This is a genomic window from Delftia acidovorans SPH-1, assembly GCF_000018665.1.
Lineage (GTDB): Bacteria > Pseudomonadota > Gammaproteobacteria > Burkholderiales > Burkholderiaceae_C > Comamonas > Comamonas acidovorans.
The window spans coordinates 4,346,386-4,361,273 of the sequence record NC_010002.1 but is presented as its reverse complement, the minus strand read 5'-3'; the positions used below and the strand labels follow the sequence as shown (position 1 = coordinate 4,361,273).

Here is a 14,888-nt window from a genome sequence, read left to right as displayed (position 1 = left end):
GGTCAGGACAGGGGGGCCATCGGCTGCGAGTCGATGACATAGCCAATGCCGCGCACCGTGCGTATGAAGCCCGGCCCGATCTTGCGGCGCAGGTTGGAGACATGGACCTCCAGCGCATTGCTGCCGTTGGCGCTGCCGCCCGGGATGACTTCCTCCTCGATGCCGCTGCGCGTGACCACGCGGTCCATGCGCCGCAGCAGCAGGGCCAGCAGGTCGAATTCGCAGCGGGACAGCTCGACGTTCTGGCCTGCAACGCTGACACGGCGCGTGGGCTCGTGCAGCGACAGGCCGCGCAGATGCAGCGTGCCGTCGCCCTGCCCATAGCTGCGGCGTGCCAGGGCGCGCACGCGTGACACCAGTTCGACCAGGGCAAAGGGCTTGACCAGATAGTCATCGGCGCCGCTGTCCAGGCCGTGCAGCCGGTCGTGCAGGCTGTCGCGTGCGCTCAGGATAAGCACGGGCAGGCGGCGCCATTCGCGGCGCAGGCGCGTGAGCAGGCTGATGCCGTCGCCATCGGGCAGGCCCAGGTCCAGCAACACCATCTCGAAGCTTTGCTGCTCCAGCGTGCGCAGCGCATCGGACAGGCGGCGCACCCAGACCACGTCCATGGCGTGATCGCCCAATGCGATGCGCACGCCATTGCCCAGATCCAGATCGTCCTCCACCAGCAGCAGTCTCATCGTGTGTTTCCTGTGCCGCTCCCATGCCGCGGACCGGCGCCTGCGGGAGGGCTGCCGCGAGTATCGGTCAAGGCGGGGACGATGCGCTTCAGCATCCCTTCAGGAAAGCCGGGGCAGGTCTTCAGGCTGGTTTGCCACAGTGGCCCGCTCGACAACTCCCACGAAGGCAAGGCGCGCATGCCAAGACTCTCCCGCTGTTCCTTGCTGAGCCGCCTGGCGGCGCTGTGCGCGCTGGCTGCCTGGATGCTGGTCGTGGCGGGTTTGCGTGCCTCGGCTTTGCCAGAGCACAGGGCTGCGGCGCCAGGCGCGCGGCCCGCGGCGGCCGGGCATCAGCCCGGGGCACTGCCGGCCGTGCGGGCGTTTCAGGGATTCAAGGGGCTGGCGCGCGGAGCGACAGCGCATCGATGGCGCGCAGGTCGTCGTCGCTGAGCGTGCCGGCGGCCTGGCGCAGCTTGAGCTGGCCCAGCAGCACCTGGTAGCGCGCCAGGGCCAGGTCGCGCTGGGTCTGGTAGAGCTGGCTTTGCGCGTTGAGCACGTCGATGTTGATGCGCACGCCGACCTCGTAGCCGAGCTTGTTGGCGTCCAGCGCGCTCTGGCTGGACGCCAGCGCGGCCTCCAGAGCCTTGACCTGGGCCTGGCCCGACTGCACGCCGAAGAAGGCCGTGCGCGTGCTCTGCTCCACGTTGCGCTGGGCGTCGTCCAGCTGCGCGCGCGCCTTGTCTTCCAGTGCCAGGGTCTCCTTGATGCGGTTTTGCACGGCAAAGCCGGCGAACAGGGGCAGGTTCATGACCACGCCCACGCTGGCGGCATTGGTGCGGTAGCTGGTGCCGATCTGCGGTGTGACCGAGCCATTGGGATAGCGGTTGACCACGTAGCCGGCCTGCAGGTCCACGGTGGGCTTGTGGCCGGCCTCGGCTTTCTTCGTTTCCAGCTGGGCAATGTCCAGCGCCAGGCGGGCCTGGCGCAGCTGGGGCTGGCCTTGCAGTGCGGTGTCCACCCAGGCCTGGGCATCGGCGGGCATCAGGGCCGGCAACTGCAGCGGCTGGGCCAGGGGGCGGGGCACGGTGCCCACGGCGCCAACGATCTGGTCCAGAACCAGGCGCTTGACGCGCAGGTCGTTCTCGGCGGCGATTTCCTGCGCGCCGGCCAGGTCGAACCGCGCCTGGGCTTCGCGCGAGTCGGTGATGGTGGCCGTGCCGACCTCGAAGTTGCGCTTGGCAAATTCCAGCTGCTGAGCAATGGCTGCCTTCTGTGCCTTGACCACGGCCAGGCTGTCCTGGGCGCCGAGGACATCGAAGTAGGCCTGGGCCACGCGAACCAGCAGGTTCTGCTCGCCGCTGTCCAACTGGGCACGCGCCACGTCCACGCCGCGCTGGCCCTGGTCGTAGGCGATCTTGTTGGCCGGGCGGTACAGCGGCTGCTGGGCGCTGAGCTGCAGGTTCTGCTGGGGCGAGCGAAAGCTCCCCGGCAGCACGCTGACTTCCACATGCGAGGTGTTGGCACCGGCCTGCAGACCCACGCTGGGCAACAGGCCCGAGCGTGCCTGCTCGGCGCGGCTGGCGGCGGCCTGGGCGTCGGCCTGCTGGGCCTGCCACTGGGCGTCGTAGCCGCGGGCCTTGGCCACCAGTTCGGACAGGTTCTGGCCCGTGGGCGCAGATGCTGTCAGAGAGGGCAGGGCAGACTGCGGGGCCGCAGGGGCGGGCGCAAGGACGGCTGGGGCAGGAGCCTGTGCCAGGGCCGAGCCCATGCCGGCCGCGCACAGCAGCAAGGCCATGTGGCGCAGGGGCCAGGCGTATGGGCGGGTCAGGGCGGAAGCGACAGGGGCAAGGGGCCGAAGCAGGGGCATAGAGGTCCTCGAATCAAAACACAGTCGTCACGAAGCACCGGGGACGGCGGGTGTACCGCCGTGTCCCGGGTTTCTTTTGCGTGTTGCCGCTCAGTAGCGCGGCACGCCTGGGTCGCGCTCGCGCGACCAGGCATCGATGCCTCCGCTGATATTGGCCACGGTCTCGAAGCCGTTGTTCATCAGGAAGGCAGCGACATGCATGCTGCGTGCGCCGTGATGGCACAGGCAGGCTGTGGGGTGATCCGGATCGAGTTCCTGCAGGCGAGAGGGAATCTCGCCCATGGGGATGCAGCGCAGCTCGAAGCCCTCGGGGCGTACGCTGGCCTGGGCCACTTCCCAGGGCTCGCGCACGTCCAGCACCAGGGGCAGGGCATCGGAGCCGCTGGAGTGCTGGTTCAGCCAATCGTTGAGTTGCGCGGGAGGCACTTGGGGAAGCATCGGAAAGATCCTTGCGGAATGGAGTGGAGTTGCCGCAGCGGCCGAAATCCTCTGGACCCCGGCCGCCGTGGCGGATTTCAGAACGTGAAGCGCGAAGGCTCTTCGAAGTTGGCCAGGCGTGCGGTCACCACGTCCCAGGGCTGGCTGGTTTCGAACTGGTGGCCGTTCTTTTGCACCAGCGTGAAACGCATCATGGGCAGTTGGCCGACGATGGCTGCCAGGCGGCCGCCGTCGTTGAGCTGGGCCAGCAGGGCCTGCGGCACCTGGGCGACCGAGCCGCTGAGCACGATGGCGTCGAACTGGCCCAGGGCGGCCGCTGCCGTGGCGCCATCGGCCAGCTTGACCTCGGCATTGGTGATGCCGGCGCCCAGCAGGTTCTCGCGGGCCATCTCGGCCAGCTCGGGCACGATCTCCAGTGTCACGACTTCCTTGGCCTGGGCGGCCAGCAGGGCGGCCATGTAGCCCGAGCCGGCGCCGATTTCCAGCACGCGGTCGGTGGGCTTGATCTTCAGGTCCTGCAGCATGCGGGACTCGATGCGCGGGGCCAGCATGCACCAGCCCTTGGCGGCGGCTTCCTCGGCCGGGGCGACCAGGGGGATTTCCAGGTCCATGAAGGCCAGGCCGGCATGCTCGGGCGGCACGAAATTCTCGCGGTGCACCTTGCCCAGCAGTGCCAGCACTTCTTCATCAAGCACGTTCCAGGGGCGGATCTGTTGCTCGATCATGTTGTAGCGCGCGTGCGCTTGGGCGCTGTGGTGTTCGGGCAGGCTGTTCAGGGGCAGGCTCATGGGGTATCTCCGGAGAAAGACTTGTCAGGACAAACCTTTGATTCTACGAGTCTCGCGGCGGGGTGGGGGCGCTGGCGGCGCCTTGGCCGGGTGCCGCGTCGTGCCGGTTGCCGTTCCACAGGCGCCGCAGCCACTGGGAGAAGTCGTCAAGGTAGCAATAGACCACGGGCACGACCACCAGGGTCAGCAGCGACGAGGTGACCACGCCGCCGATCACCGACTGGCCCATGGGCGCGCGCTGCTCGGAGCCTTCGCTGAGCGCGAAGGCCAGCGGCACCATGCCGAAGATCATGGCCAGCGTGGTCATCAGAATGGGGCGCAGCCGCACGCGTGCTGCCAGCAGCAGGGCCTGCTCGCGCGGCAGGCCGTCGCGGATCTGGCCGGTGTCCGGGTCGCTGTGCGGCCCGCGCGCGCGGATGGCGAAGTCCACCAGCAAGATGGCGTTCTTGGTGACCAGTCCCATGAGCATGACCACGCCGATGATGGAGAACATGGACAGGGCCGAGCCGAACATCATCAGCGCCAGCACCACGCCGATCAGCGTCAGCGGCAGCGAGGTCATCAACGCCAGCGGCTGCAGGAAGCTCTTGAACTGGCTGGCCAGGATCATGTAGATGAAGATGATGGCCAGCGCCAGGGCGGACACCGCATAGCCGAACGATTCGTTCATGCTCTTGGTGGCGCCGCTGAACTGCGTGCGGTAGCCGGGTGGCAGGGCGATGTCGGCCAAGGCATTGAGGATGTCGGCCGAGACCTCGCCGCTGGAGCGCAGGTAGACGTTGCCGCTGAAGGCGACCTCGCGCGTCATGTCGCGGCGGTTGATCTGGCTGGGGCCGGTGCTGGGCGTGACGGTGGCCACCTGGTTCAGCCGCACGATGCGCATGCCGCCGTCGCCCGAGGTGGAGGGCAGGGCGAAGGGCAGCCGCTCCAGGTCCTGGGGCGTGCTGCGCGACTCGGGCGCCAGGCGCACCTTGACGTCATAGGTCTGGTCGTCGCTGGCGCGCCAGTTGCCCACGGTCTGGCCGGCCACCCAGGTGCGCAGAGCCGTTGCCATGGAGCCTACCGACAGGCCCAGGTCGGCGGCCGCATCGCGCCGCACGGTGATGTCGATCACGGGCTTGTCGGGCTTGAGGTTGCTGTCCAGGTCCACCAGTCCGGGAATGCCGCGCAGGCGTTCCATCACCACGCGGTTCAGGCGCTCCAGCTCGCCCAGGTCCGGGCCCTGCAGTGAGAATTCGACCTGTTTTTGCCCGCCCACGGGCTCGCGCTGGCCCACATGGGTGACGGTGATGCCGGGCACGCTTTGCAGCTGCTCGCGCAGCACGCCCGACAGTTCATCGCCGCTGCGCTGGCGCAGGTGGCGGTCCAGCAGGCGGATGTAGATGCTGGCGTATATCTTGCCCTGGGCCGTGCCGGTGTTGATGGTGGCCAGCGTGTAGCGGACCTCGGGCAGGGCGCGGATGATGGCATCGACCTGGCGGGCCTTGGCCTCCGTGGCCTCGATGGACGAGCCCACGGGCGTGTTGAAGCTCACCGTGGTTTCCGAGAAGTCGGCCTTGGGCACGAATTCCGTGCCCAGCAGCGGCACCAGGAAGATGCTGGCCACGAAGATGGCCAGCGCCGCCGCCAGCGTGGTGATCTTGTGGCGCAGCGCCCAGCCCAGCACGTCCTGGTAGAAGTGGGACAGCGAGTCGGTGGCGCGCTCGAACCAGGCCGTGACCCGGCCCAGCGTGCGGTCGTAGAGGCTGCGGCCGCGCTGCTCGCCATGGGCGTGGATGGTCGGGTCATGCCAGACGCTGGAGAGCATGGGGTCCAGCGTGAAGCTCACGAACATGGAGATCATCACGGCCGCCACGATCGTGATGCCGAATTCGTGGAAGAACTTGCCGATGATGCCGCCCATGAAGCCGATGGGCAGGAACACCGCCACGATGGACAGCGTGGTGGCCAGCACGGCCAGGCCGATCTCCTGCGTGCCGTCCAGCGCGGCGGCATGCGCGTCCTTGCCCATCTGCACATGGCGCACGATGTTCTCGCGCACCACGATGGCGTCGTCGATCAGCAGGCCCACGCACAGCGACAGCGCCATCAGCGTGATCATGTTGATCGAGAAGCCGAACCAATACATGAACAAAAAGGTGCCGATCAGCGCAATCGGCAGCGTCAGCCCCGTGATCACCGTGGAGCGCCAGGAGTTCAGGAACAGGAAGACGATGAGCACCGTCAGTGCCGCGCCCTCGATCAGCGTCTGGCGCACGTTGTTGACGGCCACGCGGATGGGGCGGGCGCTGTCGGCAATCGGCTCCAGCCGCACGCCGGCCGGCACTTCGGCGGCGATCTCGCGCAGCGTGGCGTTCAGGCCGTCCACGACTTCGATGGTGTTCTCGTCCTGGGCCTTTTGCACGGACAGCAGCAGGGTGCGGCTGCTGTTGTACAGGGCCACGGTTTCCAGTTCGCCCGCGCCGTCCTGCACGCGCGCCAGCTGGCCCAGCCGCACGGGAGCGCCGCCGCGCTGGGCGACGATGATGCGCTCGAAGTCCTGCGGGCGCTTCATGCGTGCGTCGATCTGCACCACGCGCTCCTGCTCGCGCGAGCGGATGGCGCCCAGCGGCAGGTCCTGGTTCTCGCTGCGCACGGCGTTCACGATCTGGTCGGGCGTGATGGCATAGGCTTCCAGCGCCTCGGGCTGCAGGTAGATGTTGATCTCGCGCGGCGTGGCGCCCACCAGGTTGACGGCGCCCACGCCGCGCACATTCTCCAGCCGTTTCTTGAGGACCTGGTCGGCCCAGCTGGTCAGCGCGACGGCATCGGGCGCCTTGGCGCCGGCATCGGCCTGGGGCAGCACGGCCACGGACCAGATGGGCGAGCTGGCCGGATCGAAGCGCAGCACGCGCGGCTCCTTGACCTCGTCGCGCAGGGTGGGGCGCACCGAGGCCACCTTCTCGCGCACGTCTTCGGCAGCGCGGCGGCCATCGACATGCAATTGGAATTCGATGATGACGACGCTGGTGCTCTCATAGCTGCGCGAGGTCAGTGCGTTGATGCCGGCAATGGAGTTGACGCCTTCCTCGATCTTCTTGGTGACCTCGGACTCCACGATCTCGGGCGAGGCGCCCGGATAGTCCACCGTGACCACGACCACGGGGAAGTCCACATTCGGGAACTGGTCCACCTTGAGTCGCTGGTAGGAAAACACACCCAGCACCATGAGGGCCAGCATGAGCATGGTGGCGAACACAGGGTTGGCCAGGCTGACGCGCGTGAACCACATGGTCAGCGGGCTCCGGGGGCTGGCGCAGCCAGGGACTGCGGGGCCTGCTGCATTTGCTGCATCTGCACCGCCGTGCCTGCGCGCAGGCCGCCCACACTGCCGGCCAGCACCCGGTCACCGGCCTGCAGGCCGGTGGATACGGCAATCCAGGTGGCGCCATCCTGCGCGCTCTGGCTGCCCAGCGTGACCGGGCGGTGCTGCACGCGCAGCAGGCTCTTGTCCGCATCGGACTCGCCCGCAGGCTGCAGCAGCTGTACATAGGGCTGGGGCTGGTCGGTGCGCACGGCGGTCAGGGGCACGGCCAACTGTTCGGTCTGCCCCGTGACAATGCTGCCCTGCAGGTACAGGCCCGGGCGCACGATGGGGATGGATCTGCCGGCGGCGCCTGCGTTGACCGGTGCAGCCTGCACACGCAGATAGACGGCCACGCTGCGCGAACCTGCCTGGGCGCTGGGGTTGATGCGCACCACGCGCGCGGGCACGGCGGCCACATCGTCGCCCGCACCCTGAACCTGCAACAGTGCCTGCTGGCCGACCTGCACGCGCACCGAATCGGCGGGCGCCAGCTGGGCCACGACTTCGAGGTCGGACGGATCGACGATCTCCAGCACCCGCGTTTCCACGCCCACGCGCTCGCCGTCCTGCACCAGGCGCTGCGCGACCTGCCCGTCCATGGGACTGCGCAGCACGCTGTCGGTCACGCTCTTGCGGGCCACATCGGCGGCGGCCTGGGCAGCGGCCAGGTTGGCGCGTGCGGCATCGAGGTTGGATTGGGAGGTGGCCAGCGCCGTGGTCGAAATGAAGCCTTGCGTGACCAGGGCCTGGTTGTTGTCGTGCTGGCGCTGGGATAGCTGCAGCTGCGCCTGGGCCGCGTCGGCCTGCTGGCGGGTCTGGCGCCAGCGGGCCTCGACCTCGGTGGCGTCCACGCGGGCCAGTTCCTGGCCCTTGCGCACGCTGTCGCCCTCGCGCACCTGCAGGCCGCGCAGCTCGCCGGCCACATAGGCCTTGACCACGGCGCTGCGCACGGCCTGCACCACGCCGCTGACTGGCACGGTCAATTGCAGCTGGCGCGGCTGCAACTGCACCACTTCCTGCGGACCCACGCGCACCGGCATCTCGCGCGGCTGGGTGGCTGCGGCGATGGCGCTTTGCTTGCTGTGCCGGGTGGATGCGGCGCGCCATACGCTGGCGCCGATGGCGATCAATAAGGCCAGGCAGATCAGCCAGCCGGTGCGACGCTTCATGGTGTGGGCGGGGAGGAGGGTGGCGTGGTGGCTGCAAGGGGCTGGCACATGCCATGCAGCAGGTAGTCGATCTGGGATTCCAGAAACAGCTCGGGATCGAAGTCGCCATGGGGCAGGCAGCCGCCCAGCGAATGCTTCCAGATCATCAGAAACATCATCGGGGCGACCACGCAGTGCACGGACAGGTCCAGTTCCATGGGCCGGAACTCGCCGCGCTCGACGCCGCGCTGCAGGATGCGCCGGATCAGCTCATGGCCTGGAAGAACCACTTCCTGGTGGTAGAACTGAGACAGCTCGGGAAAATTGCCCGCCTCGCTGAGCATGAGCTTGGTGATGCCCGACGCCTTGGTGCTGCCGATGCGTTCCCACCAGGACTTGAAGCAGTAGCGCAGCAGATCGGTTGAAGGTGCGCAGTAGTTGTCGAGCTCTTCGCTCCACTCGCCGAAGCGGCCCGCGATGCTGTGGCGCACCACGGCCTTGAAAAGCTCCTGCTTGCTCGCGAAATAGAGGAACAGCGTGCCCTTGGAGACCCCGGCGCGGGCGGCGACTTCTTCGACGCGGGTGGCGGCGTAGCCCTTTTCCACGAAGAGGTCGAGTGCCGCTTCCAGCAACTCGCCGGGACGCTCCTGCTTGCGGCGGCTGCGCTTTCCGGAAGGCTCGGCGGGGGCGGGTGAAGAGGCGGGGGAGTCGGTCACGGAAAATTAATGACTGATGGGTTAGTTATCGTAACCGCAGAACCGTTCGTCGTCACCTGGCTTGTGCATGGGCTAACCTGTAGGTGCAACGGCCCGCATGCATTGCGTGTGGTCATTTTTTCGATTTCTTCACAGAAAAGGCGCATATGGCGACTGAAACCATTTATCTGGGCGGCGGCTGTTTCTGGTGCACCGAAGCCGTTTTCGACCGCGTGCGCGGCGTGAGCGACGTGCAAAGCGGCTACGCCAATGGCGATCTGGACGATCCCAGCTACGAAGACATATGCACCGGGCAGACCGGCCATGCCGAGGTCATCCGCGTGCAGTTCGATCCTGCCGTGATCCCGCTGCGCGACCTGCTCACCGTGTTCTTCGGCACGCACGACCCGACCACGCTCAACCGCCAGGGCAATGATGTGGGCACGCAGTATCGCAGCGGCATCTACACCACGAATGAGCAACAGGCCGAAGTGGCGCGCACGCTGATCTCCGAACTCACCCAGGCCGGTGCCTACGACGCGCCCATCGTCACCGAGGTGCAGCCCCTGGCGAGCTACTGGCCGGCAGAGGACTATCACCAGGACTACTTCCTCAACCATCCCAACCAGGGCTACTGCGCCTTTGTCGTGGGGCCCAAGGTGCAGAAGTTCCGGGGCGCCTTTGCGCGCTGGGTCAAGCCCTGAGCGGGTGGCGGCGCGTGATGTAAGCGGTTGTGATTCGCAGGCATAATGCAACCCGGTTGCGATAATGCCGCCTGGCTGCCCTGCCGTGTTCAGCGGCCTGACCTTTGATCACCCATGTCCTTGCCGACCCCCACTTCCCTGCCCATACCTGCCGGCATGCGTTCGACGCGTGCCACGCGGGCCGTGCTGGCGATGTGGGAGTCGCGGGCCGACGCACTCCTGAGCGAAGCCGATGTGGAAGCGGCCCTGCACGCCCAGGGCGTGGAGGTCAACCGCGTCACCGTCTACCGGCTGCTGGACCGCCTGGCGGCAGCCGGTGTGTTGCGCCGCAGCGTGGATGCTGCCCGCGTGGCCCGCTACGGCCGGTCCGTGCCGGGCGCAGGCAGGCAGGCCGATGCCGCTGCGCATTTCGAATGCGCGGACTGCCACAGCGCTTTTCGGCTGGGCGGCGAGGGCGGTGGGGGCGGCGAGCCGCTGCAGGCCGCTTTGCTGCAGCTGCACCAGGCGCTGGCCGCCAGTGGCCTGCAGGGCCGGGCCATCGATGTGGCGGTGACAGGGCTGTGCCAGGACTGCAGCAGTGCAGGGCCATCCCGAAATACCCCGTCCGCCTGAAGTGATCGCCTTGGCCCCTTTCTTCTCTTGCATAGTTCTTCAGGATTTCGCATGACCCTTGCACCGTTGCGCTCCGTTTCCTTGATCCTGGCCGCTGTCTTCCTGGCCGCAGCAGCCCAGGCACATGACCACGACCACGCGAAAGCCCAGCCCGACGCCAAGGCACAGGGCGCCTCGGCGCCGCTCGATGCCCATGCCCGGGCCGATATGGAACGCCATCGCGCCATGGCCAAGGCCCACGAAGCCGCCGCGCAGTGCCTGGCCGCCGGCCGCGACCATGAACAATGCCAAAAGCAACTGCAGGCCGATTGCAAGGGCCTGGCGCTGGGCAAGTTCTGCGGCATGCGCCATGCGCATTGAGTGTGGTCCTGCCCGCCGTGTGGCGCCGTGAGCAATCGCCAGTCTTTGTGACGGGATGGTGAAGCCTGCCCCGCAAATTGGCGCATACACTCTGCGCTGCCCATCCAGCCCCTGATCCCTCCATGCCCTTGCATTCCCCGGAACGTCACTTGCCAGCGCAGGCCTCAAGGCTTGCGTTGCGCGGCGCCGTGCCGGGTCGGGCCTGGCTGGTGGCCTGGCTGCTGGTCTGCTCCATTGCCCTGGCGCCGTTGCTGGGCCAGATGCACCGCGTGGTACACGCGGGCGGCCTGGCCGCAGCCACGCTCCATGTCCCGGTGGAGGTGGTTGCCACTTCCTGCAATGCATCCGTCGATTGGGTCCATGCGCTGTTCTCGAGCCACGGCCCGGCGGATTGCCAACTGCTGGACCAGTTGCACGAAGGCATGGCGGGGCCGCCATCCGCCGTGGTTTTGCCGCCTTTCTGGGGCGAGCAGGCCGAACCCGTCCAGCCGGTCATCGTGCGCGATGGCCGCATGCTGGCGGCCTTCTTCGATGCGCGGGGTCCCCCGCATTCCATCACTGTCTACCTGGCGGCTTGAATCTCCGGGACTGGCGCTGCATGCGCCTGCCCTGCACAGCCGTTTGGCCGCGCCTTGCTGCATTGATCGCAACAAGGCGCCGCGCCCAGGTCCGGCAGTTCCTTGAATGCATATCCGATCGGATGGCCGCATGCGCCTGCAGGGCGCGCCGTGGCCGTCCGCTTCCGACGCCATTTTTTGCAGCGCCCGGATTTCCACGCCCCGCAGGGACGTGGCCGGCCGCTGCCGGGAAGACCAGTGATGAGAGTGACAACAAAGCAATACCACCAGGACGCCAAGGCGCAGGGGGAGAGGACGAAACTGCGCCCGCTGCTGCAGCAACTGCTGCTGGCAGGCGTGCTGGGCCCGGCGACGGGCGGCCTGGCCATGGCGGCAGAGCCTGCCGACCCCGTACCCTCTGCAGGACCCGCAGCCGCAGCTAACGCTGGGGCGGGCGCGCCGCGCAGTGATGCCCCCGTGCTCAATGAGGTGACGGTCAAGGCCAGCGGCCTGGGCCTGACCTCGGCCGACATGTCCACGCCGGCCACGGTGCTGGAAGGCGACGTGCTCACGCTGCGCCAGGCCGCCACGCTGGGCGAGACGCTGGACGGCGAGCCCGGCATCCATGCCAGCCATTTCGGCGCAGGCGCAAGCCGGCCCATCATCCGCGGCATGGACGGCCCGCGCGTGCAAATCCTCAGCGATGGCTCCGAGCTGCACGATGCCTCCACCATCAGCCCTGACCATGCCGTGGCCAGCGAGCCCATGCTGGCCACGCAGATCGAGGTGCTGCGCGGCCCCTCTGCGCTGATCTACGGCGGCGGTGGCGCCATGGGCGGCGTGGTCAACATTCTGGACGACAAGATTCCCACGTCCATTCCCAGGAACGGCATCACGGGCTCGGCCCAGCTGCGCGGCAGCACGGGCGCGGGCGAGACGGCGGGCGCTTTCTCGCTGACGGGCGGCGCCGGCCAGCTGGCCATCCACGCCGAGGGCATGGCGCGCGATGCCGGCGACTACCGCGTGGGCAGCGGCTGGGCGCCCAACGGCCAGTCCCAGGGGCGCGTGGCGGGCAGCTTCAACCGCACGGACACGGGCAGCCTGGGCCTGTCCTGGATCGGCACGCAAGGCTACCTGGGCCTGGCCTACACGCGCCAGACCGCGCGCTATGGCCTGCCGGGCCACAACCACAGCTTCGAGGGCTGCCACACCCATGGCGACCATCTGCACTGCGGCGGACATGACCACGGCGACGAGGATGGACATGACCACGGCGGCGATGACCACGACCATGGCAGCGTGCCGGTGGTCGATCTCACCAGCGAGCGCTGGGATCTGCGCGGCGAATGGCGCAATCCGACGGCTGGCATCGCGGCGCTGCGCGTGCGCGGTGGCTGGACCGACTATCGCCATGATGAGATCGAAGGCGGCCAGGTCTCGACCACGTTCAAGAACCGCGCCCATGACCTGCGCGTGGAGGCAGACCTGGAGCCCATCGCCGGCTGGCGCGGCGTCATCGGCCTGCAGACCGTGCAGCGCAAGTTCAGCGCCGAGGGTGAGGAGGCCTATGTGCAGCCCACCGAAACCCGCCGCAACAGCATCTACCTGCTGGAGGAATACCGCTGGCAGGACTGGCGCTGGCAGGCTGCGCTGCGCCACGAGCGCCAGACCGTGGACGCCCAGCAAAGCGGCATCTCGCGCAGCCACAGCGGCACATCGTTCTCGCTGGGCTCGGTGTGGAAGTTCACCCCGGGCTACAGCCTCTCGGCTTCGCTGACGCAGGGCAACCGCCTGCCCACGGCCGAGGAGCTGTACGCCAACGGCCTGCACATGGCGACTTCCACCTACGAGCGCGGCAATGCCGACCTCAAGCGCGAACGCTCGCAGGCGCTGGACATCGGCCTGCGCAAGACGGCAGGCGACACCACGTTCAGCGTCAATGCCTTCCACCATCGCGTCAAGGGCTACATCTACGGCGCCACGCTGGACGAGCATGACGGCCTGCAACTGCTGCAGTACACCCAGGCCGATGCGCGCTTCACCGGCGTGGAGGGCCAGGTGCGCCAGAAGCTGTCGCGCCAGTGGGGCGTGACCCTGTTCGGTGACGCCGTGCGTGCGCGGCTGGAAGACGGCTCCGCCTTGCCGCGCATCCCCGCGGCGCGCGTGGGCCTGCGCGTGGACACCTTCTACAAGGGCTGGGATGCCCAGGCCGAATGGGTGCAGGTGCTGCGCCAGAACCGTGTCACCGCCTATGAGACCGAGACGGACGGCTACGGCATGCTCAACGTCTCTGCCAGCTACACGCTGCGCACCTCGGGTGGCATGCCCTGGCAGTTCTTCATCAAGGGCAACAACCTGACCAACCGCCTGGCCTTCGCCCACACATCGTTCATCAAGAACGCTGCGCCGCTGATGGGGCGCAACATCACGGTGGGCGTCAAGGTGTCGTTCTAAGGCGGATTGCCCGCTGCGCTCCCCGCGCCGTCTGCTACAGGTAATGCTGCAGATGGCGCAGGGCGCGCGCGCTGTCAACGCCTATCCACTGCACGACTTCGGTCTCGGCACGGCCCGCGCGCAGCCACTGCACGATGGCCGTGTTGCGCAGCACCTGCGGGCCGACGCGGTGCAGCGGCGCCTGCTGCGCCGAGGCAGGCTGCGCGGCATGGGCACGCTGTATCAGCTGTGAAGCCACATGGAACAGCACGCGCACCGACAGCGGCTGCCCTTCACGCGAATAAAAGACCGTGGCATCGGGTTGAACGGCCTGCGGCCCGCGCTGGCCGGCGCTGAAACCTTTCCAGTCCTGCAGCGCCTTCACCACCGTTTCCGACAGATCCAGCGTGCGCTGCTGCGCGGCGCGTGCGCCATCGATATGCAATTGACAGGGGAGGCCATCGCCTGGTCCTGCGCATTGCACATCGCGCCAGCACAGGCCGCGCACCTCCTCGGGCGCCAGCGCCAGTTCGTACAGCAGCAGCAAGATGGCGCGGTCGCGCGCCGACTGAAAGCCGTCGGCCATCGGTATGTGGCGGGGCAGGGCATTCCACAGCGGCGCGGGAAGGCAATGGCCCTGGCCGTCTTCGGCAGGTGGGCGTTCCTGCGGCGCCAGCCCTGCGGCGGGATTGGCGCTGACCCAGCCGTGGTCCAGCGCATGGTCGTAAATGCGTTCCAGCAATCGCCAGTAGCGCCTGCGCGTGACCTCGCTGATGCGGCGGCCGGGCTGGTGGCCCGACAACTGGCCTTCGCGCGGGCGCAGGAAATTCTGGACATCAACGGCGGTGGCCTGTTGCCAGGCGCGGGCCTTCGCCTTGACTTTGCCTTTCGGGGGGGCGGGGGAGGGGGGATCTTCTTTGGCTGACATGCCGACATCGCCCAGGCTGCGCAGCCAGGCACGCCATACCTTTTCGTAGCCGCTGTCGGGTGCCGTGTCCAGGGCATCCCAGCCCTTGGCGCCCTCGGTTTCCAGCCAATGCCGGAACAGGGCCAGTCCGTCGGGGACAGTGGACGGCGACTTGCCGGCAGCGGGTGCCTGAGATGGTGATGAGGTCATGGGCGTTGAGAACAAAACAAGTCAACCAATGGGGTTGTTTAATGTAACTTACATGAAGTCAAGCGGCAACCTTGTTATCGACTGATGAACACCAGTGGCGACAAGTCGCCAGAAAAAGGGCCGTTCGGCTTGGATTCGAGTCCTTGGCACGTCTCTAGAGTGTG

General features: G+C 67.7%; 13 protein-coding genes. 5 read left to right on the top strand and 8 right to left on the bottom strand.

What is annotated here, in order from left to right; all coding sequences use genetic code 11:
• Window positions 1-2 precede the first annotated feature (2 nt).
• From DACI_RS19845 to DACI_RS19815, 7 genes are all read right to left on the bottom strand, one after another.
• Window positions 3-680 carry a response regulator gene (locus DACI_RS19845; protein WP_012205784.1) on the bottom strand — a complete coding sequence of 226 codons (678 nt, stop codon included), beginning with the start codon at window positions 678-680 and terminating at the stop codon, window positions 3-5.
• A gap of 370 nt (window positions 681-1,050) precedes the next feature.
• Complete coding sequence (locus DACI_RS19840) at window positions 1,051-2,526, bottom strand: TolC family outer membrane protein (protein ID WP_012205783.1); 1,476 nt, start codon at window positions 2,524-2,526, stop codon at window positions 1,051-1,053.
• A 90-nt stretch (window positions 2,527-2,616) separates the two neighbouring features.
• Window positions 2,617-2,964 (bottom strand): rhodanese-like domain-containing protein, encoded by a 348-nt coding sequence (locus tag DACI_RS19835; protein ID WP_012205782.1) that lies wholly within the window; start codon window positions 2,962-2,964, stop codon window positions 2,617-2,619.
• Between the two features lie 77 nt (window positions 2,965-3,041).
• Entirely contained in the window at window positions 3,042-3,752 is a 711-nt protein-coding gene (locus DACI_RS19830; protein ID WP_012205781.1) for a protein-L-isoaspartate O-methyltransferase family protein, read from the bottom strand.
• Between the two features lie 43 nt (window positions 3,753-3,795).
• Window positions 3,796-7,023: an efflux RND transporter permease subunit gene (locus tag DACI_RS19825; RefSeq protein ID WP_012205780.1), complete on the bottom strand. Its 3,228-nt coding sequence runs from the start codon at window positions 7,021-7,023 to the stop codon at window positions 3,796-3,798.
• A 2-nt stretch (window positions 7,024-7,025) separates the two neighbouring features.
• Complete coding sequence (locus DACI_RS19820) at window positions 7,026-8,267, bottom strand: efflux RND transporter periplasmic adaptor subunit (RefSeq protein ID WP_012205779.1); 1,242 nt, start codon at window positions 8,265-8,267, stop codon at window positions 7,026-7,028.
• The gene (locus tag DACI_RS19815; protein ID WP_012205778.1) at window positions 8,264-8,962 is read right to left on the bottom strand and encodes a TetR/AcrR family transcriptional regulator; all 699 of its coding nucleotides are present in this window, start codon (window positions 8,960-8,962) and stop codon (window positions 8,264-8,266) included. Before DACI_RS19815 ends, DACI_RS19820 begins: the two co-directional genes overlap by 4 nt.
• Window positions 8,963-9,108: 146 nt before the next feature.
• On the opposite strand from DACI_RS19815, the gene msrA reads away from it, so the two are divergent.
• From msrA to DACI_RS19790, 5 genes are all read left to right on the top strand, one after another.
• Window positions 9,109-9,645: a peptide-methionine (S)-S-oxide reductase MsrA gene (msrA, locus tag DACI_RS19810; protein WP_012205777.1), complete on the top strand. Its 537-nt coding sequence runs from the start codon at window positions 9,109-9,111 to the stop codon at window positions 9,643-9,645.
• Between the two features lie 114 nt (window positions 9,646-9,759).
• Window positions 9,760-10,257: a Fur family transcriptional regulator gene (locus tag DACI_RS19805; protein ID WP_012205776.1), complete on the top strand. Its 498-nt coding sequence runs from the start codon at window positions 9,760-9,762 to the stop codon at window positions 10,255-10,257.
• A gap of 51 nt (window positions 10,258-10,308) precedes the next feature.
• Window positions 10,309-10,617, top strand: coding sequence for a hypothetical protein (locus DACI_RS19800; protein WP_012205775.1), 309 nt, complete (start codon window positions 10,309-10,311; stop codon window positions 10,615-10,617).
• A gap of 122 nt (window positions 10,618-10,739) precedes the next feature.
• Window positions 10,740-11,195, top strand: coding sequence for a hypothetical protein (locus DACI_RS19795; protein ID WP_012205774.1), 456 nt, complete (start codon window positions 10,740-10,742; stop codon window positions 11,193-11,195).
• Between the two features lie 240 nt (window positions 11,196-11,435).
• Window positions 11,436-13,628 (top strand): TonB-dependent receptor domain-containing protein, encoded by a 2,193-nt coding sequence (locus tag DACI_RS19790; RefSeq protein ID WP_012205773.1) that lies wholly within the window; start codon window positions 11,436-11,438, stop codon window positions 13,626-13,628.
• A 34-nt stretch (window positions 13,629-13,662) separates the two neighbouring features.
• Here the strand turns inward: DACI_RS19790 and DACI_RS19785 are convergent, their stop codons facing one another.
• Complete coding sequence (locus DACI_RS19785) at window positions 13,663-14,724, bottom strand: tyrosine-type recombinase/integrase (protein ID WP_012205772.1); 1,062 nt, start codon at window positions 14,722-14,724, stop codon at window positions 13,663-13,665.
• Window positions 14,725-14,888: the final 164 nt, after the last annotated feature.

Excerpts from the sequence above, each read along its gene's own strand:
- DACI_RS19845 (WP_012205784.1), bottom strand. The coding sequence starts at position 680 with ATGAGACTGCTGCTGGTGGAGGACGATCTGGATCTGGGCAATGGCGTG.
- DACI_RS19840 (WP_012205783.1), bottom strand. The coding sequence starts at position 2,526 with ATGCCCCTGCTTCGGCCCCTTGCCCCTGTCGCTTCCGCCCTGACCCGC.
- DACI_RS19835 (WP_012205782.1), bottom strand. The coding sequence starts at position 2,964 with ATGCTTCCCCAAGTGCCTCCCGCGCAACTCAACGATTGGCTGAACCAG.
- DACI_RS19830 (WP_012205781.1), bottom strand. The coding sequence starts at position 3,752 with ATGAGCCTGCCCCTGAACAGCCTGCCCGAACACCACAGCGCCCAAGCG.
- DACI_RS19825 (WP_012205780.1), bottom strand. The coding sequence starts at position 7,023 with ATGTGGTTCACGCGCGTCAGCCTGGCCAACCCTGTGTTCGCCACCATG.
- DACI_RS19820 (WP_012205779.1), bottom strand. The coding sequence starts at position 8,267 with ATGAAGCGTCGCACCGGCTGGCTGATCTGCCTGGCCTTATTGATCGCC.
- msrA (WP_012205777.1), top strand. The coding sequence starts at position 9,109 with ATGGCGACTGAAACCATTTATCTGGGCGGCGGCTGTTTCTGGTGCACC.
- DACI_RS19805 (WP_012205776.1), top strand. The coding sequence starts at position 9,760 with ATGTCCTTGCCGACCCCCACTTCCCTGCCCATACCTGCCGGCATGCGT.
- DACI_RS19800 (WP_012205775.1), top strand. The coding sequence starts at position 10,309 with ATGACCCTTGCACCGTTGCGCTCCGTTTCCTTGATCCTGGCCGCTGTC.
- DACI_RS19795 (WP_012205774.1), top strand. The coding sequence starts at position 10,740 with ATGCCCTTGCATTCCCCGGAACGTCACTTGCCAGCGCAGGCCTCAAGG.
- DACI_RS19790 (WP_012205773.1), top strand. The coding sequence starts at position 11,436 with ATGAGAGTGACAACAAAGCAATACCACCAGGACGCCAAGGCGCAGGGG.
- DACI_RS19785 (WP_012205772.1), bottom strand. The coding sequence starts at position 14,724 with ATGACCTCATCACCATCTCAGGCACCCGCTGCCGGCAAGTCGCCGTCC.